Source organism: Metabacillus schmidteae, assembly GCF_903166545.1.
GTDB lineage: Bacteria > Bacillota > Bacilli > Bacillales > Bacillaceae > Metabacillus > Metabacillus schmidteae.
Genome location: NZ_CAESCH010000001.1, coordinates 1,473,144 through 1,497,817, shown reverse-complemented (window position 1 = coordinate 1,497,817; position 24,674 = coordinate 1,473,144). Strand labels below are relative to the sequence as shown.

22 protein-coding genes and 3 pseudogenes are annotated in these 24,674 nt (G+C 35.1%); 9 read left to right on the top strand and 16 right to left on the bottom strand.

What is annotated here, in order from left to right; all coding sequences use genetic code 11:
• Window positions 1-11: 11 nt before the first annotated feature.
• A complete protein-coding gene (locus HWV59_RS07185; RefSeq protein ID WP_175638444.1) occupies window positions 12-695 on the bottom strand; it encodes a DUF554 domain-containing protein in 684 nt (227 codons plus the stop codon).
• A 63-nt stretch (window positions 696-758) separates the two neighbouring features.
• Complete coding sequence (locus tag HWV59_RS07180; protein ID WP_035198865.1) at window positions 759-1,577, bottom strand: MerR family transcriptional regulator; 819 nt, start codon at window positions 1,575-1,577, stop codon at window positions 759-761.
• Window positions 1,578-2,074: 497 nt separating this feature from the next.
• On the opposite strand from HWV59_RS07180, the gene HWV59_RS07175 reads away from it, so the two are divergent.
• Window positions 2,075-3,402, top strand: a protein-coding gene (locus HWV59_RS07175; protein ID WP_175638443.1) for an IS3 family transposase whose coding sequence is annotated in 2 segments (ribosomal slippage) — window positions 2,075-2,444 and window positions 2,444-3,402 — 1,329 coding nt in all. Because the reading frame shifts where the segments join, the coding sequence is not laid out codon by codon here.
• Between the two features lie 140 nt (window positions 3,403-3,542).
• Here HWV59_RS07175 and HWV59_RS07170 read toward each other — a convergent pair.
• The 4 genes from HWV59_RS07170 to HWV59_RS07155 form a co-directional block, all read right to left on the bottom strand.
• Window positions 3,543-4,313, bottom strand: a complete 771-nt coding sequence (locus HWV59_RS07170) for a DUF975 family protein (RefSeq protein WP_175638442.1) — start codon at window positions 4,311-4,313, stop codon at window positions 3,543-3,545.
• A gap of 464 nt (window positions 4,314-4,777) precedes the next feature.
• Entirely contained in the window at window positions 4,778-5,101 is a 324-nt protein-coding gene (locus HWV59_RS07165) for a hypothetical protein (protein WP_175638441.1), read from the bottom strand.
• 157 nt (window positions 5,102-5,258) lie between these two features.
• Window positions 5,259-5,555 (bottom strand): hypothetical protein, encoded by a 297-nt coding sequence (locus HWV59_RS07160; protein ID WP_175638440.1) that lies wholly within the window; start codon window positions 5,553-5,555, stop codon window positions 5,259-5,261.
• Window positions 5,556-6,011: 456 nt separating this feature from the next.
• Complete coding sequence (locus tag HWV59_RS07155) at window positions 6,012-6,452, bottom strand: GNAT family N-acetyltransferase (RefSeq protein WP_175640000.1); 441 nt, start codon at window positions 6,450-6,452, stop codon at window positions 6,012-6,014.
• Between the two features lie 84 nt (window positions 6,453-6,536).
• Here HWV59_RS07155 and HWV59_RS07150 point away from each other — a divergent pair.
• Window positions 6,537-7,697, top strand: a pseudogene (locus HWV59_RS07150) (IS3 family transposase).
• A gap of 421 nt (window positions 7,698-8,118) precedes the next feature.
• Here the strand turns inward: HWV59_RS07150 and HWV59_RS07145 are convergent.
• The 5 genes and pseudogenes from HWV59_RS07145 to betB all read right to left on the bottom strand — a co-directional run bounded on the left by HWV59_RS07145 (window position 8,119) and on the right by betB (window position 13,526).
• The gene (locus tag HWV59_RS07145; protein WP_175638439.1) at window positions 8,119-8,406 is read right to left on the bottom strand and encodes a DUF4306 domain-containing protein; all 288 of its coding nucleotides are present in this window, start codon (window positions 8,404-8,406) and stop codon (window positions 8,119-8,121) included.
• 7 nt (window positions 8,407-8,413) lie between these two features.
• Window positions 8,414-8,870, bottom strand: a pseudogene (locus HWV59_RS27005) (helix-turn-helix transcriptional regulator).
• A 1,146-nt stretch (window positions 8,871-10,016) separates the two neighbouring features.
• Window positions 10,017-11,714 (bottom strand): choline dehydrogenase, encoded by a 1,698-nt coding sequence (gene betA, locus HWV59_RS07135; protein WP_175638438.1) that lies wholly within the window; start codon window positions 11,712-11,714, stop codon window positions 10,017-10,019.
• 140 nt (window positions 11,715-11,854) lie between these two features.
• On the bottom strand, window positions 11,855-11,980 hold the full coding sequence (locus tag HWV59_RS27260) for a hypothetical protein (RefSeq protein WP_268921754.1): 126 nt from the start codon (window positions 11,978-11,980) through the stop codon (window positions 11,855-11,857).
• Window positions 11,981-12,023: 43 nt separating this feature from the next.
• Window positions 12,024-13,526 (bottom strand): betaine-aldehyde dehydrogenase, encoded by a 1,503-nt coding sequence (betB, locus tag HWV59_RS07130; protein ID WP_175638437.1) that lies wholly within the window; start codon window positions 13,524-13,526, stop codon window positions 12,024-12,026.
• A gap of 195 nt (window positions 13,527-13,721) precedes the next feature.
• Here betB and cudC (HWV59_RS07125) point away from each other — a divergent pair, with 195 nt between their 5' ends.
• From cudC (HWV59_RS07125) to HWV59_RS27000, 3 genes and pseudogenes are all read left to right on the top strand, one after another.
• Window positions 13,722-14,312 carry a choline uptake/conversion transcriptional regulator CudC gene (gene cudC / locus HWV59_RS07125; protein WP_235991682.1) on the top strand — a complete coding sequence of 197 codons (591 nt, stop codon included), beginning with the start codon at window positions 13,722-13,724 and terminating at the stop codon, window positions 14,310-14,312.
• Between the two features lie 657 nt (window positions 14,313-14,969).
• Window positions 14,970-16,589: a sodium:solute symporter family protein gene (locus HWV59_RS07120; protein ID WP_407941620.1), complete on the top strand. Its 1,620-nt coding sequence runs from the start codon at window positions 14,970-14,972 to the stop codon at window positions 16,587-16,589.
• A gap of 13 nt (window positions 16,590-16,602) precedes the next feature.
• Window positions 16,603-16,755: pseudogene (locus HWV59_RS27000) on the top strand (NAD(P)/FAD-dependent oxidoreductase); the annotation flags it as partial.
• 408 nt (window positions 16,756-17,163) lie between these two features.
• Here the strand turns inward: HWV59_RS27000 and cudC (HWV59_RS07115) are convergent.
• Entirely contained in the window at window positions 17,164-17,730 is a 567-nt protein-coding gene (gene cudC, locus HWV59_RS07115) for a choline uptake/conversion transcriptional regulator CudC (RefSeq protein WP_175638435.1), read from the bottom strand.
• Window positions 17,731-18,171: 441 nt separating this feature from the next.
• Here cudC (HWV59_RS07115) and HWV59_RS07110 point away from each other — a divergent pair, with 441 nt between their 5' ends.
• The 4 genes from HWV59_RS07110 to HWV59_RS07100 all read left to right on the top strand — a co-directional run bounded on the left by HWV59_RS07110 (window position 18,172) and on the right by HWV59_RS07100 (window position 20,962).
• Window positions 18,172-18,597 carry a tyrosine-type recombinase/integrase gene (locus HWV59_RS07110; RefSeq protein ID WP_175639998.1) on the top strand — a complete coding sequence of 142 codons (426 nt, stop codon included), beginning with the start codon at window positions 18,172-18,174 and terminating at the stop codon, window positions 18,595-18,597.
• Window positions 18,584-18,721, top strand: a complete 138-nt coding sequence (locus HWV59_RS26995) for a hypothetical protein (protein ID WP_235991681.1) — start codon at window positions 18,584-18,586, stop codon at window positions 18,719-18,721. The genes HWV59_RS07110 and HWV59_RS26995 overlap by 14 nt, the downstream gene beginning before the upstream one ends.
• Before the next feature lie 98 nt (window positions 18,722-18,819).
• On the top strand, window positions 18,820-20,553 hold the full coding sequence (locus HWV59_RS07105) for a tyrosine-type recombinase/integrase (RefSeq protein WP_235991680.1): 1,734 nt from the start codon (window positions 18,820-18,822) through the stop codon (window positions 20,551-20,553).
• 22 nt (window positions 20,554-20,575) lie between these two features.
• Window positions 20,576-20,962, top strand: coding sequence for a DUF6262 family protein (locus HWV59_RS07100; protein ID WP_175638434.1), 387 nt, complete (start codon window positions 20,576-20,578; stop codon window positions 20,960-20,962).
• Between the two features lie 517 nt (window positions 20,963-21,479).
• Here HWV59_RS07100 and HWV59_RS07095 read toward each other — a convergent pair.
• The 4 genes from HWV59_RS07095 to HWV59_RS07080 all read right to left on the bottom strand — a co-directional run bounded on the left by HWV59_RS07095 (window position 21,480) and on the right by HWV59_RS07080 (window position 24,296).
• Window positions 21,480-21,785, bottom strand: coding sequence for a TIGR04104 family putative zinc finger protein (locus tag HWV59_RS07095; protein WP_175638433.1), 306 nt, complete (start codon window positions 21,783-21,785; stop codon window positions 21,480-21,482).
• A 306-nt stretch (window positions 21,786-22,091) separates the two neighbouring features.
• Entirely contained in the window at window positions 22,092-23,135 is a 1,044-nt protein-coding gene (locus tag HWV59_RS07090) for a site-2 protease family protein (RefSeq protein ID WP_175638432.1), read from the bottom strand.
• Between the two features lie 272 nt (window positions 23,136-23,407).
• On the bottom strand, window positions 23,408-23,668 hold the full coding sequence (locus tag HWV59_RS07085; protein ID WP_175638431.1) for a hypothetical protein: 261 nt from the start codon (window positions 23,666-23,668) through the stop codon (window positions 23,408-23,410).
• 445 nt (window positions 23,669-24,113) lie between these two features.
• Window positions 24,114-24,296 carry a hypothetical protein gene (locus HWV59_RS07080; RefSeq protein ID WP_175638430.1) on the bottom strand — a complete coding sequence of 61 codons (183 nt, stop codon included), beginning with the start codon at window positions 24,294-24,296 and terminating at the stop codon, window positions 24,114-24,116.
• Between the last annotated feature and the right edge of the window lie 378 nt (window positions 24,297-24,674).

The window sequence follows — 24,674 nt, the reverse complement described above, 5'->3', positions numbered from 1 at the left end:
ATAGGCAGATATTATAAATTGAATAAATGCATAACAAAAAAAACAAGTGGAGGAATTATTATTGATGGTAGAAGATTTAAGGTATTACATTTCTTAATCCCCAAAATACTTAAACCTGATGCTATGATTAATATACCTCCTACAATGGTCACTTCGTTTAGAAGATCATTATTTATGGAGTTCTCCATTAAAATAGCAATTAAATAAATCGAACCCTGCCAAATAAATAAAACAATTCCTGAAACAGCAATACCAATGCCAAATGTGGATGCTAAAACAATAGAAGTAATTCCATCCAGTATCCCATTTGCAAGAAGATACGTATAATCTCCCTTTAACGCTGCCTCAACAGGACCAATAATCGATAGTGTTCCGATACAAAATAATAAGATAGCAGTCGCTAACCCTTCAGCTAAATTACCCTTGGAATACTTATTAACTAAAGCATTAAATTTTGATTCCAAATCCATCCTTTGACCAAGCAATCCCCCTGCTGCTAAACTTATTATAAAAAGTACAGGATATTTACTAGAAGGTAAATGTTCTACTAACGCATTAATTCCTAACCCCAATGCAACTAACCCCATAGCCTGCATTAGAATGTTATGATATTCATCTTTTATTCCCTTTTTAAAGATGCTACCGACAATGCTACCTATTAGTATCATCATTGTATTAAAGATTGTTCCAAACATAATTATTTCTCCTTTTAACTATTTTCCTATTCTAAAAATATAGACCCTCCCGTTAGGTGAGGGTCAATACTTTATTGGTATTTGTATTTCTGTCAAATAGTCTTCTTTACTACCGGAGATATAATGGTCTATTATTGTTCTTTCAATGGAGTCCCCGATAATTTCGAAACCATTATCATTAATAAAATTCAGTAAGGCTCGATAATGTTCAGGGGAAGCGCTATGATTACCGTTATAATAAATACAAACATACATTCCTTCTGGAATGGTGGCCACTAAAGGACTCTGAATATCATCTTCTTCAATTAAAATAAATATTGAGTTATATTCATTGAATTTGTTGTTTACTATATTATTAATACTTAAGGTAAGACCCACTCCCCCAATGAATATAGAAGAACTCCTATTGGACTGACTCTCTAATTGCCGCAGGGAAACTTCCAGCTCTGGTTCTGAACTGATTCTTTCCATTAACCTTACTATCCTTCTTTCTTCCATCCTTTTTATGAATGGAACATCCAATTCCTTTATTGCTCGTGCCCGTTTAATGTCCTTTATTCTATTTTGAAACCTGCTATTAATTTGCTCTAGTTTTTTAATTTTTTCTTCTGTTAATCGTTTCTGCTCCTCTAATAGAATTAAAAAACCTTCGATATTCCTGTGATCCAGATGTCCTTTAATTTCCTTTAATGAAAAGCCTAATTCCTTTAAATAGTGAATGGTATTCAACTGTTCAAATTGTTCTGTTGAATAATATCTATAGCCATTGTTTTCATCTGTATATATAGGTTTCAATAAATCAATTTCATCATAATATCGAAGAGTTTTTAACGTCATATTATGAAGTTTAGCCATTTCTCCAATTGTAAATCTATTCTTCAATTTAATCTTCCTTTGAAAGCCGTCATCTTAACACTATAATACATGATCATTTGGTGTTAAATAAACCTGCACAATTATTTTAACTACATTCCTTCATAGTTTTAGCTTATTATTCACACACGTTATTCAACAATCTGGCCCTTTAAATGAAAAACAAGCGCCATCCTTATTCAAGAATGGCGCCCTTATCTTGAAGACTCAATTTCAAGATAATATAAAAGTTATTACATAATAAACTATAGTTTTCACTCCAATTTGAGGAATAAGATCCTGATTGTGTTCACTTAAAATAATGAAGGATTAACTGCATGAAAAAGGAGCTATCAAAAAGTCCAATTTTGACTAATAAGCATATTAATGAAAAACACTAGAATACTGTTAATGAACTGTATCCCGAATAATGGACACTTATAAAAAAGTCCATTATTCGGGATTTTTATGTTTTATCATAGAAAACCCGTTATAATTAAAACAAATAGAGAGAACGGGGAACTAATATGAGTAAAATTATTTTTAATGAATTTCAACGTAAACAACTTGAGAACAACCCAAATGTTAATCATGTATCAGATCGTTCGATCTCATACAAACCTGAATTTAAAATTGCTGCCATTAAGGAAAACCAAAATGGCAAAGGGCCAAAAGATATTTTCATTGAATATGGATTTGATCTAGACATAATTGGACCAGAAAAGCCTCAACAATGTTTAAAACGTTGGCGAAAAACTTATGAAAAGTATGGTGAAAAAGGTTTTAAAAATGAGCGTCGCGGAAAAGGAAGCACAGGACGTCCATCTTCGAAGGATCCTACATTAGAAGACAAACTAAAAAAAGCTGAAGCACGTATAGCCTTCTTAGAGATGGAAAACGATTTCTTAAAAAAGTTAGAAGAACTAGAGAGGAAGGCGAAGAAACAAGACTAACATTATCAGAGAAGTTCCAACTAATTGAGGCCACCATTCGTAAACATGGTCTGGTTAGGATGATTTCCTATCTGTGTGAATTAGCTGCAGTAAAACGCAAAAGTTATTATGCCTGGCTTAAGGCTGAACCTAAGCGTATCCAAAGAGAACGTAAGGATGAACAGGATTTTAAACTTATAAAACAAGTCTACGATGAAAAAAATGGTAAATCAGGTGGACGAGATATAAGAATGGTTCTAGAAAATGACTATTTTACTGTGATGAATCTCAAGAAAATCTATCGTATTATGAATAAGTTTAACCTAAGGTCCAAAATTAGAAGGTCAAACCCATATAAACGAATGGCTCAAGCAACACAAGAACACCGCACATGTGCTAATATCCTAAATCGAAACTTTGTACATAATGAGCCTGGTAAAGTGTTACTTACTGACATCACGTATCTTTATTTAGAAAATGGAACACCTGTTTATTTGTCATGTGTTAAAGACGGTTCTACACGCGAAATTTTGGCCTATTATCTATCGACAACATTAGAAATGAGACTTGTTTATCGAACCCTTGATAACTTAATTGCTGCTTTGGACGGAAACATTCACCCGGAAGCTATTCTACATTCTGATCAAGGATTTCACTATACAAATCCAGAATATCGACAGAAGCTTAAGAAACTTAGGTTTATTCAATCAATGTCTCGTAAAGGAAACTGTTGGGATAACGCACCAATGGAATCATTCTTTGGCCATTTAAAAGATGAAATTGACGCATCTTCATGTCAAACACTCACACAGCTAAGAGGGGTAATTGAAGATTATATGGTCTACTATAATTCATACCGATATCAATGGGGATTAAAGAGAATGACCCCGGAACAATACCGGGGTCATCTATTAAGTGCATAAAGGTCTTTTTATAAACTGTCTATTTTTAAGGGTACAGTTCACAAATCAACATTCTTGGTTTTTATTTTTCTACTATTTGCGGCTTTTGGGACAGCACCTTTTAGCTGTTTGTTAAATTAAAAACACTTTTTGTTTAGAGTTCATGACTCAAAAGCACCATGCCATTCTTTTTGTTTTTCTTTTCTTTTAAGCATTTGATAAAATTCAAATTTAGTTACTTCAAAATAAGCGAAACTCCAAAGAACACCTATAACAAAGGCAATTAAGCCTAATAAAATCCAAAAACTAAAAATTGCATACAATGATATTAATGAGAGTCGGTTTCCTTTCATCATCTTACAGCTATTCTTAATACAGTTTAATATGCTTATTTTTGGTTCTTCATAAAGTAAATACATACACTGGGATAGACCGAGATACACCCAAATTATTATTATAATAGTTAAAATCAGACCAAGTAATTTTATAATTCTTATACCAGTAAGCTCCCCAATAAAAAGCGTTAAAAAATTAACTATTACAATTGCAGTGAGTATCACGATTCCAAACTGTAATAATCTATTAAGAGAGTTAATTAAAAATCCTTTAATTAAAAGACTTTTAGTTTTAAAACTATATAAAAATGTTAATAGGAACCTTTTCCTTATATTAAATTTGATGTTATGTATTAAATCAACTATAGCAAAGAAACAAATACTACCAATAAAACCGCCTAAAATCACCACAAATATACTATCCGAAGCTGAAAATGTTAATAATCGAAAGTTAAAATCTCCATTATTAAAAGTGAGTGTAGACCTGCCAGTTCCTGTGATTACACCAATGAAAAAACATAAAAACATCATAAAGACAACCTTAAACCAATTACCTTTTAATACAGCGAATGCCTTTCCTTTTACATCGAATATCATTTCTTTCTCCTTATTTTTTTGAATTTCTTGCTCCAGAAATGCGCCCTTTTCTTGAAGACTCGATATCGAGATAATATTAAAGGCATAACATAATTCTACTGTTTTTGCGCCCCTTTTTTTAGCAACAGGCTATTTTACTATTAAGAGCTAAAAGGACTAAAAGTGCCGGAAAAACTGAAAGCTTAACCATTTCCAGATAACATAACTAAGTCATACATATAGTCGACAACCTCTCCCATTCTCCAAGCTATCACCGCCAAACTGACAGCAATTATAGCTAAACTTACTACTTTAACAAACTGTAATTGTTCTTTATTAACAATAGCCTCTCCTCGTTAGAATTTTAGATATTATTTTTATTTCACAGCCCACTGATGTAGCATTACCCAACAAATGCGCCCTTTTGCGGAAGATCCTAGTGATAATTCATATTTATAAAATCCCAGAGATCTAACATAAAAAAATCAAATAAAATAATCATAGTAGTAAAAAACAGTTAAACAAAAACTTATTACTATAAACATCACTAATCCTAAAGTAATTGGAGATAAACGAAATCGAAACAATTTCACTCCCCCAGCGTCCTGCCCTGTCATTCCTTTTACATTTGCATTATATTGGTTTTGACTATGAGTAGAGGAATATAGGAGTATCCATAATATTGCAAATATGGATACTCCACCTAAGAATAAAATCTCCATAAGTTCAATTGAAAAAACTATAGATATACCCCATAATACACCTGTCTCTATTAATAAAGTTAAAATTACTCCCAATACTTTTTTCACTTTTATCCCCCCTCATCTATATTTATTTACGAATGATCTATAAGAAAGTTCCTAAATTTACCACATCCTATACAAGAAACCTTCTGAAATAATAAAGAGCGCTCATCCTTGCTCAAGAATGGCGCTTGATTGTGGAAGATCCGTTATACGATTATCACTAACTAAGGTGAATCAGAATATAAAGACCATAAAAGAATAAAACTATTGTTGAAGCTGTTAAAATCCAATCTATTTTGCTTGTCTTGACTACCTTTATTTTGTTATACCAAAATGTCTTAAACATCATAAAAATAAAAAGTGAAATTAGTACAAATAAAATAATTAAAAGTATATATTCAGCTGTTATATATAAACGACCAAATGAAAACAGTGCTAAAAATAATAAAAAGATAGGGAACTTGATGTTTCGGAATTTTTTAGGATTAAATAAGAATTCAATAACTTTTTCTTTCATCTACTCACTCTCCCACCATAATTATGATGTTTCACCTTCCAAATACTGCTCAGTTAGTACAAATAGCTTAAATAATAAGTGCGTCAATCTTTTTTTAGATTAATGCGCTTCTATTGTTGAAGATTTGAAACTCAAAGATATTTATCCTTCAAGCAGATAAACACAATAGTGTACTTGCAAAAGATCGAAGGATATGAAGTCTAAGTATCTAGATTTAGTATAGATCCTATTTTAATACTTCATTTTGTTGAATTCACTAATAAATATGACCTACCTACTATAAAGGGAATTATAAATGTCTTTGCTTTCAAGTTTAAGGCACTAAATACATGCAGCCCTTCCATTAAAGATCATTAATTATAGATTATTAGCTTCTTACATAGTCGAACATGTTTGTTAAGTAAAACTCCTCAAATTCTATATATTAACTAAAAAAATATATAACTTAGCCCACCACTATATAATTTCCTTGACCATTTTTATATTTGTAATCTTATAGCCTAAATCCTCATATAATCTTCTTGCAATTTTGTTATGACCAAAAACTTGAAGACCTATCTTCTTAATACCTATCTCCTTACTGACTTTCTCAATAAGCTTCACCGCTACTTTTCCATATCCTAATCCCCGATGACCTTCCATAATATTAATATCATAAATAAAACCATCTTCATCGGACTTCCTCGCAAGCCAAAGCATTCCTACTATTTGGTCATCTAATTGTATATTATATAAATAATTTTCTTGAGTTTTTTCACCTTTTGGTAGGAGTTTGACAAATTCAGCCCTTGCGTTAATTAGTGATTCCTCCCTAGGCCAGTTTCCAGATAAGGTCTTTTCTAATGCATAGTTTTCAATAGCGGAAGTCAGATATTCTTGAAACTCATTCGAATTCATCAAAACCAATTTAACTGATGCTAGACTAAAAAGTAGACACAGATTGTTATAATAAAAATAAAAACTATAACGAGGTGTGTCGAAATGCCAAAAGGTACTGGGAAAAGATATGATGAATCATTTAAAAAGGAAACAGTAAAGTATATTGCAGAGAACAACAAGTCTGTGGCTCAGGTAGCTAGAGAAATGGATGTTAATGAGAATACTATTTATAACTGGATGAAAAAATATGGCCAAGAACCAGGAGTGAAGTCTGTTCAATCGTTCTCTTCTGCAGAAGCTGAATTAAGAGCACTTCAAAAGGAAATGCGTGATCTCAAGGAGGAGAATGAAATCTTAAAAAAGGCGATGCACTACTTCGCGAAAGACCCTCGGTAAAGTATGAATTCATCTATGAAAATCGCTCCCAATTCCGAGTAGAGAAGATGTGCAATGTTTTGGGAGTTTCTAAAAGTGGATACTTCAAGTGGCTAAATCGCCCAAAAAGTGAGAGACAGAAGAAACATGAAAAACTCTCACAAGAGATATTAAAGACCCACCTTGAATTCAAACAACGTTATGGAAGTGTTAAAATCGCAAAAACACTAAAGAAGCGTGGTGTTAAAGTAAGTGACCGTACGGTTTCACGGATCATGACACGAAACCAATGGAAGTCTTTTACAGTCAAAAAGTACAAGGCTACGACCAATTCGAGGCACCATCATCCTGTAAGTGAAAACGTCTTAAATCGACAGTTTAAAGCGAGTAAACCCAACCAGTTCTGGGTCACGGATATCACTTATATTCCGACAAATTTAGGGCTGGTTGTATTTGGCGACCGTAATGGACTTGTATTCTCGTAAGATAGTAGGCTGGGCCATGGATAAAAACATGACTAAAGATTTAGTTATCAGTGCGTTAAAGATAGCGTACAAGCGTCAGAAATCTGGAAAAGGTGTCGTCCATCATTCAGATCGTGGTGTTCAATATGCTTCTTATGAATATCAAAATCTATTAAAACAGTACAATATGACTGGCAGCATGAGCCGAAAAGGAAACTGTTACGACAACGCTTGTATTGAGTCCTTTCACGGGATTCTAAAACGAGAGCTTGTTTACCAAACAAAGTATAAAACAAGAGAAGAAGCAAAAAAATCACTATTTGAATACATTGAGTTCTTTTACAATTCCAAGCGAATTCATCCGACATTGGGGTATTACACACCGAATGAATTTGAACAAATGTACAGGAAATTCGCAGCTTGATTTCTCCTTCATAAAAAAGTTTAAATCTTTATAAATTTAAATTTTTTTATGAAGGCCACCAAGCGAAAGCGCGATAGAAATCTGTGTCTATTTTCTTGACGTAGTATCAACTACTTTATCTCTATTAAAAGGTTTAAACCAATAAGTATCATTTTCTATAAATTTAGATGCTAAATATAGAGATATTAAGGTTTGAATAATAGTTAAGATAAATAATTGTATAATCTTAATGTCTTTTGAAGCAATTACTGATATGATCATAAAAAACAAAAAAACTATGAAAAGAAAAGGTGCATCCTGATTTTTTAAATGTTGTTCATATTCATAATAGTGGAATAGAAAAGGAACCGGTATTAACAGCACTAAATAGTTCAAATACTTCATATGGACCTCCTTTAAAAAACGCACAAGGTGTTTTTTCCTATACTTTGGGTGTCATAACGTATTTCTTAATCCAAGAAATACTTATACCTATTAAAAGCAAGAAAGATAAAATACAAATAATACTTATGATTGGTTGGTATTTTAAAGCATAAAAGAACTTATCAATTTCATAAATTTGTTGAGGTTCTTTCATATTTACAGGAGTAAAAACAATATGTTCTTTCCAATTTTCTTCAAGCATAATGTACGAACCCGTCCAAGAAGTTGCAAAAAAACTATATGCAAATACAGGAAATAAAAGGATAAAAATAAGGAACTTTTTCAAATTTCATTCACTCCTCATTAAATAACTCATTTAACCGGATTAAAGTTTCTTGTTTATCAAACGAACTAAACCATCTAAATTGTTGGTCATCAATAATTCGATAATGTTGGCTAACCAAATTTTGTTGTAATCGAAAATTTCCCTTTTTATTAATTTCTTGCCACCAGATTTTTCCTCCCATTGTCTTATCCTTTGGTTTTTCCATTCTATCGTGGGCAATTGTCTCAATGACTTCCAGAGGCTCATCGCCTAAAACAGATCGTAAAATCTCACTGTCTCTAAATAAGGAACATATTACAACTGAATTTGACCAACCAGCTAAGGATCTCCCTTTTTCAATTTGAACAAGAGTTTTTTTTTGAGATGCCCATGATTTCAGCCATTTTGTCTTGAGAATACCTTTTTTCTAGACGAATTAATCTAATTTTCGATGATATAATTTTGATAATTTGATCTTTATCCATGCTAACCTCACTTTGTTTACTTTATGCTTCAAATAAAGTTTGATTATAGTTAAATTACAAACCCCTACCTAGAGACAATGTAAAAACTCCATTTTGAATAAAGATTGATCAAAATGGAGTCTTGCTAAATAAGTATAAAATTTCCATAAAAAAGATTGATCATTTTCTTACTGTTTATTCAACAATCGCGCCCTTTAATGAAGTAATTGAGTAGTTTCTATTAGCTGGTTTAGTACAATAAAAAAAGGATCGCCGCAGCCATCCCAATCATTAACTCTTGCACCCAATAGTTGAAAAACATTCATTTTTCAATTCTCACTAATGTTTTTTCAGGAATACTTATCTTGTCTATATCAAAGGTATTTAGTCGGAGGGACAGTTCACCGTCCCTCTTTTCCGTTTCTTCACCGATCCAACAGCTAGTTTAATAAGCCCTTGCCCACTACTGCATCTTTAATTTTCTTTTCTTACAAGTTGGAACAGCACTTTATATGTCCGGAGTGTATGTGGCAACACATGGGATGCTGGTGTGTTAATTTTATTGCTTAATAATCGGACTCGACGATGCCAATGTGAGCAGTCCATAGCACAAATACCATAAATAAATTATTTTATACCAAATTTTTTATAATGACATATATCGCCATTATCTGAACGAATGCCAAGATACTGCATCCAACAATCCACTATTGCCTGAAGTCTCCCGCCACTGACGCTACCAATATCCCACTTCCAAAACCACCCAAAAAAAACTGTAATTTTATAAATCCTATTATTAGCATAATTCTTTAAAATTCCTCTATAATTTCAAAATTTTAAAAGAATAATTAAATAACCGGATAATAGAATCAAAATCCCAATAAAATCAATAAACGAAGGTCCATGTGCGTTACTGAAAGAAAATAATCGCTTACTGGCAAAGAAATTACCAATAAACCACAAAACATTAGGAACATTGCTAAAACTATTCTTTGTTTCAAACCTCCATTTCCCTTCATTTTTTTAGTAGAGCAGGGAGGAATTGTTGGTGCGAGAAATCCAGTTAAAACAAATTTAATTAAACTTCATCAAAACTGATTAATATTGGAAGTTTAATTGTTCTAGTTTCTAATGTCGGAGTTTGCTAGTTTTTTATTTAAGATTCACTTAAACCAATACAAAGGGTTTATGTGTACCTGCATCGGCCGGATGTACTCTATGACGGTAGAATTCGGCTTTAACAGGATCCAGCGGTTTACGACCTAGGATTAAGTCCGATGCCTTTTCCGCCAACATCAACACCGGTGCATGAATATTGCCGTTAGTTACGTAAGGCATAGCAGACGCATCGACCACTCGTACATTGTCGAGACCATGGACCTTCATGGTTAGCGGATCTACGACAGACATGGGATCTGAAGCGGGCCCCATCTTTGCCGTACAACTCGGATGAAGTGCAGTCTCGGCATCTTTCGCTACCCAATCCAAAATCTCCTTATCTGTACGAACGGAAGGGCCGGGTGAGATTTCTCCCGAATTGTAGGGTGCCATAGCTGGTTGAGATAGGATATCACGTGAAACTTTTATCGCTTCAATCCACTCACGCCGGTCCTGTTCGGTAGAAAGATAGTTGAAGACCATACTCGGGTGCTGAGTGGGATCACTCGAACGGATCTTCAATTTCCCCCGAGCATCGGAGTACATAGGTCCGACATGTACCTGGAATCCGTGAGCAGTGGGCGCTTTCTGTCCGTCGTACCGAACCGCTACAGGAAGGAAATGGAACATCAGATTTGGGTAAGCGACGTCCTCGTTCGAACGGACGAAACCTCCGCCTTCGAAATGGTTAGTCGCTGCCGGACCAGTGCGTCCAAGCATCCACTGCAAACCAATCCAAGGCATCCGCCGTTTCTGTAAGTTAGGCTGTTCGGAAACCGGCAGCGGACAAGAGTGTTGGATATAGACTTCGAGATGATCCTGAAGGTTTTCGCCTACACCAGGAAGGTGAACTACCGGTTTGATGCCGAGTGAGCGCAGATAATCAGCATCGCCCACACCCGACAGCTGAAGTAACTGCGGCGTGTTGATTGCACCACCAGCGAGTATAACTTCACCCGCCGTAACATGATGAGTCTTCCCGTCTCGTCGATATGTCACACCGTTGGCTCGCCTACCATTGAAATCGATACCTGTAACAAAAGCACGGGTTTTCACAGTGAGGTTCTGACGCCCCATAACCGGATGCAGATATGCACGTGAAGGTCCAAACCGCCTACCTTTGTACACATGCTTATCAAACGGACCGAATCCCTCCTGCCGAAAACCGTTCACATCGGGGGTTCGCGAGTAGCCAGCCTCTACAGCTGCCTCAAAGAACGCTTGGAATAGAGGATTAGTAGCTGGACCGCGTTCCAGTTTGAGAGGACCATCGTGGCCACGCAGTTCATCTTCTGGATCGGAACCTAAAGCATTTTCCATACGTTTAAAATACGGGAGACAGTGCGAAAAATCCCACGTTTCCATACCTGGATCTGCTCCCCAACGTTCATAGTCTAATGGATTACCGCGTTGGTAAATCATGCCATTGATTGAGCCCGAACCTCCGAGCACCTTTCCCCGGGCATGCTTGACACGTCGTCCATTCATATAAGGTTCAGGGTCAGACACGTATCTCCAGTCGTAGAGTGGCTTCCCTGCGGGGAACGGCAAAGCTGCTGGCATTTGGATCAATAGATCCCATGAATAATCCCTACGTCCTGCCTCTAGAACAAGAACAGTGCGTGTCCCATCTTCACTTAGACGGTTGCCGAGAACACAACCCGCACTACCGCCGCCAATAATAACAATGTCATATGTTTCTTTCATCTACCAGACCTCCTTGGATGTTGAAAAATTTGAATGCAGTGATAAATATGAAAAGCATTCATTAAAAAATCCTACTTCAGTTATTGAATCCGTTAATAGCTTCTAGGTTAAAGCAACGGCGTAAATCCATTCTTATCCTTTTACATATTAATATCACAAGGGTTTACAATGGAATACGAATCATTAAACGCTTCTTTATCCCAGCGCGGAATCATATCCCAAGGTACTCCCTGTTCGGCAAGTTTAGGAATTCCAACGTCTTCCACTAGTTGATAAACCGCTTAAGAACTACTCCTTCATTTTATAATTTTAAAATTCTGCTAATTGACTTGCTTTTCCCTTTACTTCTTTAAACCAATTCATAGGTTCTGGTTGCGTATTTAAATAAATATGTTTGATTTCTGTATATTCTTCAATCCCAACATGACTCAACTCCCGTCCGATTCCGGACTGTTTATAACCACCCCATGGTGCTTGTGGAAAGTACGGATGATAGTCATTAATCCATGTTGTTCCCATACGAAGTTTCCTTACAACACGCTCGGCACGGTTCATATCGCGTGTCCAGACTGCTCCAGCAAGTCCATACAAACTATCGTTAGCAAGACGGACTGCCTCTTCCTCTGTTTCAAATTTCTCTATTGTTAGTACAGGGCCAAAGGATTCCTCTTGTACAATGTGCATATTCGTATGACAATTTGTAAAAATAGTTGGTTCGATAAAAAAGCCTTTTTGCAGCTCAGGTGCACTAGGCCTTTTTCCTCCAAGAACAAGCGTTGCACCTTCCTTCAGCCCTGTTTGAATATAATCTTCAATACTAGCCAAATGCTCAGCAGAGATAACCGGCCCCATTTGAGTATCTTCATCGAAACCGTCTCCAATTCTAATATGCTTTGCTCGTTCTACGACTGCTTCTACAAATCGATCGTGAATGGATTTTTCTAGAATTAATCGGGCACCTGCGGAACAAACTTGTCCAGCATGGAAGAAAACAGCATTTAGGGCATAATCAACAGCCGTATCAAAATCGGCATCCGCAAACACAAGGTTTGGATTTTTTCCGCCAAGTTCCATTGAAATCTTTTTAAAGTTACCACTGGCTGCTTTCATAATTTGTCTGCCCCCTTCTGCTCCACCTGTAAATGAAATAAGGTCGACAAGCGGGTTTTCAGCCAATTCTGACCCGACTGATGAACCTGGGCCCAATACAAGGTTTATGACACCTTTTGGAAAGCCTACTTCTTCAAAAATCTCACACATTTTGATCGATGTAAGTGGTGTAATTTCGGCTGGTTTTAGCACAACTGTATTGCCCGCAGCTAATGCCGGTGCTAGTTTCCATGATGCTTGAAGCAATGGATAATTCCAAGGAGCAATCAATCCACAAACACCAACAGGTTCACGTATGACACGACTAACTGAATTTGGATTAGGAGATTCAATCATCAAACCTCCGTCTTTATCAGCAAGTCCTGCATAATATTGAAACACCCCAGCAATCCCATCCATATCAGCAAGACTTTCTGTAACCGTTTTCCCTGTATTCAGTGACTCTAACTCAGCCAATTCTTGTTTATTCTCTTTTATTTTTTGAGCTACTTGAAAAAGAAGATCACCTCGTTCAGCCGCTGATAGGTGACCCCACTCTCCTTCATCAAAAGCATTTCTTGCTGCTAGAATTGCTTCTTTTGCATCTTCCCTGCTTCCTCGAGGAACTGTTTCAATCACTTCTTGATTAAAAGGATTGATGATCTCTTTAGTTTCATTACTTTTTGCCTGAACCCATTGACCATTGATGTACATTCGTTTCATTAGAAATAGACACCTCCAAAAATTGGTATTTGTTAAGAAAAAATTAAACGTTTTTAATATACCGAAAGTATAAAACTTTCTTTTTATTCTGTCAATACTAAATTTTCCGAATATTTTGTATTGACTTTTACTTTCTCTCTGCTATATTAAATTTATATTTTATGTATTATTTTTACGAAAAAGGGGGGTGATATTATGGAGAGGATGTGTGTTAATGTGGTAGAACGAGATCTTCAACCCCATGATAAGGATTATTTAGAAGTACTAGAAGAAGCAGAGGCAATTGTTATTGATGCTATAGCTGAAACGATGGATTTATATGGAATAACTCTATCAGTCGGCAGACTTTATGGAGTTCTATATTTTAGTGAAGAACCAATGACATTGAACCAGATGAGCAATAGTTTGGGAATGAGCAAACCAAGCATGAGCACAGGTATTCATTCTCTAATGGATATCGAAATGGTACAAAAAGTTTGGCGAAAAGGGGAACGAAAAGATTTATATACAGCAGAGAAAGACTTTTTTGTATCATTTGTTTCCTTTTTCTGCAAAAAGTGGGATCGTGAACTCTCAATAAACTTACAAGCGATCGAAAAAGCAACTCAACAATTAAATTCTCTAGTAGAAAATCCCGATGTGCCTGATGCTTTACATCGAAAAGCAAAAAAAGATCTTCAACTACTTGAAGAATCAACTAAATATTATTTGTGGTTAAAAAAATTGGTACATGCATTTCGATCGAAAGACCTGTTTAAAATGATTGAAGAATATGATGCGGATTAAAACCGTCCCTACATCAATATGGGGGAAAATACGAGGTTGAAACGCTCCTTTAAAAGGGGCGAAAAAAAATGGCGCTATACAAATACCCTTAGATTAGTTGTTATAACAAGATAAATCAGAGCTCTCTCAGATTCACTAATTGGTACATCTAATTAGCTCATCTATACTGTAAGCATTTTCAAAAAAAAAAAAAAAACATAATATTAACCATTCCTACAAGAGGAAAGACCTATTTCTCCTGAAAAGTGCAGTCAAGAATCTCCTTTACGTTGTGAAAAAATATAAAGAACCCCTCTGTTCAACCTATCCTTTATCCATAGATTTACAGCAAGAGCAAAAAAATATAGGGTTGATTATTATTTTACTATACAAAGGTAAAAAAGGGCGAACTAAGTAAAGTTGGCGCTATACCGTTCACCCCTTAGATACGATGGTCAAATAACATGACACATCTAATTATAATTTTAACATATCTACATCCAGGTCGCACCTATCCTTCTATGTCTTTCTGAAGATTGATTAGATGTCAAGTGATTATATAGATGAACACCTAACACTAACCATAAGAAAGAAGGGATGAAATTGAGTGGAAATCAGGCAACTCAACTAAACAGCGATGTTGAAACTTCCACGGAGCTTTCAGAAAGTCCAAAGCGAATATTTTGGACTCCGTTAAAAACAGCAGTTGCTGGTTTTATCGTATTCACTAGTTTTACAGTGATTTATTCTCTTATAACCAAAAAAAGCATTTATTGGCCAGGCTTGTTCATTATGCTGGCTTTATACTGTCTTTTCTATTACATTGGTGCAAAAGCAGTCGAGAAAAGGCGAGGTAAAACAGATGACATGCTTGTTGCTGGAAGATCAATGCCACTTTGGCTATCCATGTTTACGATGACAGCGACTTGGGTTGGTGGAGGGTACATCGCCGGAACGGCTGAAACGATCCACGCTTCTGGTATTGTGTGGACACAAGCACCATGGGCATATGGAATTAGCTTAATATTTGGAGGCATTTTTTACGCACGAAAAATGAGACGAATGGAATTTATGACTATGCTGGATCCGTTGGAATCTCGATTCGGAAATAAAGTAGCTGGGCTTCTCTATTTCCCTGCTCTTCTTGGAGAATTGTTTTGGAGTGCTGCTATATTAACGGCACTTGGGACAACATTCAGTGTTATTCTCGGTTTAAGTTTTACAGTTTCAATTATTATTTCATCTATCGTTGCGATTGCGTATACAGTAGTCGGGGGTCTTTGGGCAATTGCTCATACGGACGTTTTACAAATCACGATTATGTTTTTTGGGTTGTTGTTAGTATTACCGTTCGCTTTCTCTCATGTAGGAGGTTTTCAAACGGCTTTTGAGAATTATGCTACCAACATGCAAGGAGCGCTAAGTCTTTTTCCCCCGTTAACTGGGTGGAATGATCCTGAATGGGGAAATTTATATTGGTATTGGTGGGATTTCGCACTTTTATTAGTGTTCGGGGGGATCCCTTGGCAAATCTATTTCCAACGTGTTCTTTCTGCAAAGAACGAAAATGTGGCGATGTGGCTATCGATTTGGGCGGGAGTGTTATGTATTTTGTGTGCGATTCCACCTGCATTAATCGGAATTGCCGGTTTTAGTGCTGATTGGGGATCACTTGGGACATCAGCTCCGGAACACTCTTCGATGATCCTTACCTATGTATTTAAATATATGACACCAGGGCTTGTTGGTGCAATTGCTCTTGGTGGATTGGCTGCAGCTGTTTTAGCAGCTGTTGCAGCATCACTCCTATCGGCATCAGGTATGGCAGCTTGGAACGTTTATCGTCCGCTCGTAAAACCGAAAGCAAGCCCGAAGCAATTGCAAAAAGTCATTCGAAGCAGTGTCATTATTGTTGGGGTCGGGGCAACATTAATTGCCTTAAATGCCAAAAGCGTTTATGCGTTATGGTACTTATCGAGTGATATGGTATATTGCATTTTATTTCCGCAACTAACCTGTGCCCTATACTATAAATGGGCAAACTGGTATGGAGCGCTTTCTGGTTTTATTGTTGCCTTCGTATTAAGGGTTGGGGGTGGAGAGCCATTACTTGGATTACCACATTTTATTCCATATCCTTTAGTAGAGGATGGAACGGTATATTTCCCTTTCCGTACTACTGCTATGCTTGCAGGATTGATTACCATTCTCGTAGTCTCTTATTTGACCCGACATAAATGTCCGCCACTACCACTGCGCAACTTACACAGTGATAAAAATGAACATCTCGCTTCATAATATGAAATTAATAGGAACATTAGGTAGCCTCGGTCGAAAAGACGCAATCGGCACGATCGGAGATCATAAAACCCAGTTAAAAGGTTTTCCAGCAACATTAATGAAGGAAGCTAGTAACATTCGTTACCTTTCACACATTAATGGACTGTTCAGTTTGGCATATTGATTTGGACAAGAGAATTTTTATACTAATTCTTTAAAAGGCTTTTTGCCTAGTAAATCAATCCAGACTTAAGTCAAATATAGAATTAGAACTGTTCACAGCATGCCCTTGTTCACCCTTTTCATAAATGGAAACACGTATAATAAGTCATGGAACGGAGATTATACAATCAAATTGAAAATCTATTAAATTTAAACACTCTCCGTTCCGTGGAAAAACGTGAGTGCACAAATCATAGTAAATCAGAATGTAACCAGTGAAACGGCAAAAGCCCCTTACATGAGGGGCTTTCGCTTATTAATATCATTACTCTGCTAAATATGCAGCTCCCTAGATGATCATATTCAAAAAGGACACCTTCTTCTTCGAGAAGTGCCCCCTATCGTATTACAGAAATTTCTCTACTTGCCCTTATGTCTTTGAATTTGAATTGTCCACCGGTAAAAAGTCAAAAATTTCACCGGACTCGATTGAATCCACCAGTTGTTGGAGCCAATAACAGTATTTCCTGTATTCCTCTAACTGTTGCAAGTCTTGCCTAGCTCTTTCTTTTAACCTTTCTTCAGTTTTTTCATCTTCCATGACTGCTTGAAGTCGATGTTCCGCTTGTTCAATGGCGAAAAGGTTCAACTCAGCCTCTCTTTTCCATTTGCTTCCGAAAAATTGGCTAAAATAATTAAAGAAATTTTTCTCAGCCACAAAATGGTCTTTCCTGGAGCCTTTTTGCCATATCTTCTGGACGATGTTGATTTCCTGTAATTGGCGGACCGCTGTGCTCATACTGGGTTTGCTCATACCGACATCGTCTTTCATTTCATCAAGAGTCATCGGATGCTGTTTAAAGTACATGATGGCATAGAGTCGGCCAATTGACGGGGTGATACCGTACAAATCCATCGTTTCGGCAATGGCATGAATGACTATTTCCTCGGCTTGGCTGATTTCTGATTCAGCAGACGGTTGTTTGTTTTCGTCCATGGGTAACCCTCTTTCTAATTATTTCGTAGGGCAGGATGTTCACTACCTTAGGACTTGATTTCGGTCGGTATTTAGTCCCACGTGCCGATTGTCCTACCCCGACTACCTAAATCATAACCCATTTAAAATAGGACAACCAGAAATAACTGGTTATCCTTATACGAACAGGTGATTTAACTAAATAAAGCGTCTAAAGGATCTTTCTAGATGAAAGTCTTTTTATTACCTGTAAGGATGATTATGTTGACTAAATTTGTATAGCGTATACATAAGATACTTTTTTTAACTAACAGACAGGTTGGAGAAAGACATCAAAAGAACCTTAGCTTGAAAGTTCTTTTGCTGCACCTGTATTTTTAGATGAGTTCGATATAACATCTGCTTCTGTATTTTTAGATGAGTTCAACAATACAACTCCACCTATAATCTGGTTCTACCTCCATTCAAGTACGAGAATCTAAAACTGTAAATGGCAAAGGAAGAAGAGTATATGTATCTGGCGATACAATGAATGTTTTTCAAGATTATCTAATTGATTATCATGATGCGGATACCAATCATGTATTTATAAATTTAACTGGTCCTAATAAGGGAGAACCATTAAATTATCAAGCAGCTTTCGATGTAATTAAACGTATAAGAAAGAAAACTCAGATTGATATTACACCCCATATGTTAAGGCATACTTATGCCACTGAGCTTCATGAACAAGGGGTAGAAATATCGATAATCCAAAAGTTGTTGGGTCATTCGAACGTTCAAACAACAATAAAAACGTATATTCATCCGACCGATGACACTATACGAAAAGAGTGGCAGAAAGCACATGACAAGATGAAAGGTGACAATAAAAATGATTTTAAATAAAGCTACTGAACAACAAGCTATAGCTCTAAGATATGAGCAAATTATGCAAGAGTTAAGTGGATATTGGAAAAACAATCAATGGGATGCATTAGAATGCCCTCTTTACAAAAAAAAACAAAAATAAAAAGCCAATCAATTAAATTTGAGGAAGCATTAAATCCAAGAATTAGAAATGAATTTAAATAGTATTTCTTCAGACGATTGACTAATTCAGAAATAAATATGGCGACAGTATGGAGTAGTACTAGTGCATTCAATAGATTGCAAGATTTTATTTTCAGGTTTTATTCTGATATTAGTTCTATTCTAGACATTCCTTATGGGAAATTTTCAATTCACTATAAAACCTATCTTTTTGAACATGGGAAAAGCGACTTAACAGTAAAAGGCTACCTCCAGTTATACAATCGAATTTATTCATTTTTCTTTGACTGGTATGATCAACGAAAGGAAACAGAGAAAGATATTTGGGATGTTCGAAAACTAGGTATTGATTACAATAATAGTAATTGTGGTTACACCCTAAATTTCACTTCTGTACCAAAGCCTTTTCGAAATTTGGCAAAAAGATATATCGAAAAGCGTGTTCTAATACAAGAGAGTTTAAGCTGGGGATCAGCCATACAAACCATGGCAAAGCTGCAAGAATTCTTTAAGTATATTTATAGAAAGTATCCAAATTGGCAAGACTTAACCTCATTAAGTAGAACCGATATAGAGGGTTTTATATATTTCTTGCGAACTTCCCCTATGGGTGGAGATAGCGTTCATAAAGGCCAAGCCCCTTCTGAGAATCACATACATCGCTCATTATCTGTACTAGAAACGTTTATTGTATATATTCAAAGATATGAATGGGATGAAGCTCCCAAAAAGCCTGTAGGAATCTTAATTGTACCTGAAGATAAACCTAGACTACCTCCAAAGGCATCTAACCAAATTAAATACATATCTGATTTTGTTTGGAATCAGATCGTGGATCACATGGGAAAACTGCCACAAGAGATTGTACCGATTGTAATATTGTTAGAAGCATCAGGTTTTAGAATTTCAGATGTGTGTACTTTGAAAGTAGATTGCTTGATTCAAAGAGAAGATGGTTGGTGGATCGTCGGTGATCAGCGTAAAGTAAAGGGGAAAAATCATCGAGTCCCAATTTCAGAGGAAATAGCTAAGGTTGTGCTTTCTCAACAAAAATTAACAAGGGAAAAATCGACTTCAGAAACAAATCCATTAAATTATTTATTTCCAACTTATCACGGGACAAGAAAAGGTCAGCCTATTTCGAGGGACAACGTAGTAAATAATTTAAACAAACTAGCTATAGAGAATAATATAGTTGATGAAAAAGGTGACATCTATCGATGTAAAGCACATGCATTTAGACATCGTTATGGAGTAAACCTTATTAATAACGGTATGAACATTTTACATGTACAAAAGCTTATGGCTCATGTGAGCCCTGAAATGACACTGGTATATGCCCAGATTCATGATACAACTCTTCGAAAAGAATGGGAAAAAGCTACAAGCAATGGAGCTGTAAGATTGAATACAGGCGGCAAAATTATCGCTACAAGTATAGAAAAACAAGCAGACGAAAATGGATTAGAGTTAGAATGGCTACGCCACAATTTGGATTCCATCCGATTAGATCACGGTTTTTGTATTAAAAGCCCCAAAAATAATTGTGACTTTTTGGAACAAACTTTAGAACCACCATGTATAAAAAACAATTGCCGTAGTTTCCATGTAGATCAGACGTTTCTAGATTTCTATAACGACCAAATTCTTAAAATGGAATCTGATATTGAGATATATCAAAAGTCAGGTAGAAATAGATCAATTGAAATTATTCAGCCAAAATTGAAAAAGTATAAAGAAATTAGAGATGGAATTATAAATAATGGTGGGATTTATGGACTCCCTAAAACAAGAAGAGAATTGAGAAACTAAATATAGAAAGAGATGAAATACAATGGCAAATAAAAACCCAAACACTGAACCATTACTTCGAAGTATCGAAGATAAGAAGCAAAAAGCCAAGCAAAAGGTTGAAAGCACCATTAAAGAAATGATTAAACAAAAAGAAAAGATAAATTTTAATTCTGTATCAGCAAAATCAGGAGTATCAAAACCTTTTTTATATAAATACAGCGAGATCAGGTCTAGAATTGAAATACTAAGAAATCAGGAGGAAAAGTTAGATTCACCGAACCAAGTAAAACGAAATATGACAGAAGACTCTAAAGTTGTGATAATTGCATCACTTCGAAAGAAAGTGAAGCATCTCGAAGAAGAAAATAAGAAATTGAAGGACCAATTAAAGGTTGATTGGGCGGAAATTTATAAGGATATCAATTAAAATAAACCATATCTTTAGTAACATGTAAACATAGAATGAGGTTCGATCGAACCTCATTTTTTTCCATGATACTATATATAAGGTCCATTTAATAGATAACTCAATCTACAAAAACCTTGAAAGACAAAGGGAATTCTGTATCTTTATCAAGAATCGCGCCCGATTGTTGATGATCACTGTCCAAAATATGAGCAAATTAGAGTTACATATAAATTTTTATAAGGAAAGATAGTGATTGCATGTGATAGAATTATCTTAAATAAGAGGTGGAGTTTTTATGTCAATGTGGAATCCTGCTGGAATACTTATATTCACCTTAATTATTGCAGCACTAATAGGTATTGTATTTATAAGTATTAAGAAATTAAAAAGGAAATAGGCGCAAATCTTATTCAAGAATGGCGCCCTATAGCAGTAGACTCGATTTCAAGATAACCTTTAAAGACATTAATTTAAAGCTGAAATTACTATGAAGTCAATTGATTTTAGAAATTACATTAGGATATCCCCTTTGTTTCTATGCACCTTTAAATCTTACTAAGAACGGAGTTAGCAGAGAACCAATAAACGCTAAGAATACTCCAATAGCAAAAGTCAATAAAACATTATTAAAAGGTGATAGAAAGTTTATAAATATTAACATTGGTAAAATAGTAAGAAGAGTAACGATAAAACGTCCAGAAACAGTAATACGATGCTTCATACCACAATTTTCACATATAATTGGTTTGTATACCCATCCCCAAAACGACCGATAAATATTATTCCAACTAAAAGGCACATTGCATTTTTTGCACTGCTGCACAGCACGCACCACCTTCACCATAACCTTTTCCTAATTTTAACATAATTTAATTATTGTTATGCTACAATCTGGCCCACAAAACGGAAAATGAGCGCCAATTCCTCTGGAATAGCGCCCGATTGTGGAAGATCGTTATTGAACTAAAGCACCCTTTAACAGAAGATTCGATTTCAAGATAATCTCAAAAGGAAATAATAATGTTCTTTCACTATTACCATCATTAGTTGAAGGACTTAAATAAAAAAGTACGTATCCTACCTGACCAACGCACCAGCACAGTTAATGATTATGTAAAATTTCTTTATTTTGTAAGCTACAAATTTACTACAATAATTTTGATTCTAATAGTTTTGTTAATTGTTCCTCTGCATAAAAAAATCCAAATAGCTTTTTGCCCTTATGAATTTCTTTCTTTATTTCCGATAATTTTTGTATCGCTTGTTGCTCATCCCCTTTTACTTTTGCCAGAATCGCTTGACTTCTTTTATAACTAATAGGCTCTATTGGATTCAAAAATTGATGCAGCTCGTTTATTCTTTCCTCATCATAATTTCCCTCAATAATCAAATCTATCTGCTGAATGTGATTGATAAATTGCAACGCTATTTGATTTTGCTTAGTTACAGGTAATTTCTTAAACGGTTCAAGTAATGCGGAAGCATTTTTGTACCCTTCTTTTATTAGTGTGTAGTAAAAAAGAATATATCCAACCATAACATTGTCAACAGATGGTTGTAAGGTTTTTGCTTTTTCAATTAATTCTAAGGACCAGTCCGTTGGATGTATTGGGGAATTCATTTCTTTCATCAATAATAAAGATATTAAAAATTCTTCAGTCTGTTTACCTTGTTTTGACAGCTCAAGTAAGACCCTTCCATCTGATTTTATAGCTCCTTGGTATGGCAAAATCGTAGCGAAAAAAATAACTAAATTAAATATTCCGAAGTATGTAAAGAAGTGTATGCCCATTGATGTGCCTAATATTAAACTGATACTCGCTGTTATAATAGAAAAAATTGGTCCACCAGCAACAAACCGTTTATGTTGTTTAGCAATACTTTTTAAATCGCTTGATAGAGGCGAACAACTTGCTACACCCCCAACTAATAACCAAATGTCATTCACCTTAATATGTAAATGATCAGTATTTTCAATTGTTAAAGGACCAACCGTTAAATAGTTAAATCTGTAACCTGACCATATACCAAACAATACGTGTCCTAACTCATGAATTAACAAGGTAATAAATAAAAGGACCAAAGTTAAACCCATAAAATTCGCCATTGTAGCGTATTTTGTAAAGTTAAATAAAAAAATTAATATCGCTATAATAATTGTTAATCCTAAAGGTTTTGTAATAGTATTCATATAGTTCTCTCCCCTACATGTAATACGGATAAAGTAATCGAAAGTTTCAATGTGTTGGACTTAATTGCCCTTAATTTAATTAAAAGCATAGAAAAACGGACCGCTGAAACAGTCCATTCAAGTTTTTGTATGCCTATCAACATTAATTAGGAAAAATTCGTAAATACTCATGCAAATAAAGTTGCTCATTATCTTGAATTCAAGTCTTCCATTTAATGGCCCTTAACATAAAGAAAGAGCACAATTCATGCTGCGGAATTGCGCCCTTTTCTTTAAAAACTAAAGATAAAATATAGACTAGCTAAGTATGCTAACGACATTAAACTTAGAAGGAAAACAAAAGATGCATAAAGTAAAACCTTTGACTTTTTATTCATTACTACGCCATTTTTTAAGGAGTTAGAGAACCCTAATAACAAACCTCCTAAAATCGATATTAATCCGAACAATGGATCAATCATGCCACCCATCCATATTCCTATCATAAAAAGCATTAAATAAAATATCGGATTGAAAATAATATTCACAGCCACTTTGATTCCCCCCTTATTTAAATCCAAAATAATTTAGTTAAACGCACCCATCTGCTACATATATATTACAGCGTAGCACAATTTCAATATCCCTTTAAATACTTTTGTTTTTGTTGTTACTCGACAATCTGGGCCCATAACAAAAATAAGCGCATCTCTTGTTTGATATATGCGCCCGTTACTTGAATAAGTTATGGTGCAAAATTTTGTACAACATCCCTTACAAACATAAGTCCACCAATAAGAAGCAAAATTAATATTGCAGTTAAAATTAAGACTACCTTTTTGTTCTGTCTTTTTATAATAATTAAAATGATTAATGCAATTAAAACTACAAAAAATAGTAATGAATACATATTCTCCCTTTCTTAGCCCATAGATTTCAATACCTAACCTATTCCTTTTATTAAAACATTTTTTATCATTAACCTCTTTAGCAGATTAATTAGCTTTCAATTTTCTTTAGTTTTACTCCACTTGCAACAACTCCAATTAAACCAGCAATTACAAATATATATGCTACAAACAAAGGTGTAAAAGTAAGAGATTCAGTAAGTATTCTAAACACGCCAACAGCAAAAATAAGAAAACTACTCACAAATGTAATAATTGTTCGAGTTTTATTCATTTTTCTCCCCCTTAAAAGTAAATAATTACCTATATATAAGTTAACACATATAGTTTTTTTTACCATTATTTCGATTTAATTCCAATTAACCTGCCAAGTAGTTTAAGTATAGACCTTTATAATATCCCCTTTACTTTAAAAGCGGTATTAAACAATCGGGCGCTTATATGTAGTATCTGTTCAAAAACATTGATAGGGTGCACCATTTATCATTATTTACATGTAACCATAGATAAGCCGTTTAAGGACTTGACTTGGAGCCTCTGTGGTCATGATTGGTCTTGAAAGGCTGAAGCAGGTGTTTCAGTGGCGTATCAGCCTATCATACCCACCCCTCCAAGTAAAGTCCTATCGTTGTTTACGTTGGAAACTATAATT

Coding starts and splice junctions, on each gene's coding strand:
- HWV59_RS07185 (WP_175638444.1), bottom strand. CDS start 695: ATGTTTGGAACAATCTTTAATACAATGATGATACTAATAGGTAGCATT.
- HWV59_RS07170 (WP_175638442.1), bottom strand. CDS start 4,313: ATGATATTCGATGTAAAAGGAAAGGCATTCGCTGTATTAAAAGGTAAT.
- HWV59_RS07160 (WP_175638440.1), bottom strand. CDS start 5,555: ATGAAAGAAAAAGTTATTGAATTCTTATTTAATCCTAAAAAATTCCGA.
- HWV59_RS07155 (WP_175640000.1), bottom strand. CDS start 6,452: ATGAATTCGAATGAGTTTCAAGAATATCTGACTTCCGCTATTGAAAAC.
- betA (WP_175638438.1), bottom strand. CDS start 11,714: ATGAAAGAAACATATGACATTGTTATTATTGGCGGCGGTAGTGCGGGT.
- betB (WP_175638437.1), bottom strand. CDS start 13,526: ATGAAACGAATGTACATCAATGGTCAATGGGTTCAGGCAAAAAGTAAT.
- cudC (WP_235991682.1), top strand. CDS start 13,722: ATGGAGAGGATGTGTGTTAATGTGGTAGAACGAGATCTTCAACCCCAT.
- cudC (WP_175638435.1), bottom strand. CDS start 17,730: ATGGACGAAAACAAACAACCGTCTGCTGAATCAGAAATCAGCCAAGCC.
- HWV59_RS26995 (WP_235991681.1), top strand. CDS start 18,584: ATGATTTTAAATAAAGCTACTGAACAACAAGCTATAGCTCTAAGATAT.
- HWV59_RS07105 (WP_235991680.1), top strand. CDS start 18,820: ATGGCGACAGTATGGAGTAGTACTAGTGCATTCAATAGATTGCAAGAT.
- HWV59_RS07100 (WP_175638434.1), top strand. CDS start 20,576: ATGGCAAATAAAAACCCAAACACTGAACCATTACTTCGAAGTATCGAA.
- HWV59_RS07090 (WP_175638432.1), bottom strand. CDS start 23,135: ATGAATACTATTACAAAACCTTTAGGATTAACAATTATTATAGCGATA.
- HWV59_RS07080 (WP_175638430.1), bottom strand. CDS start 24,296: ATGAATAAAACTCGAACAATTATTACATTTGTGAGTAGTTTTCTTATT.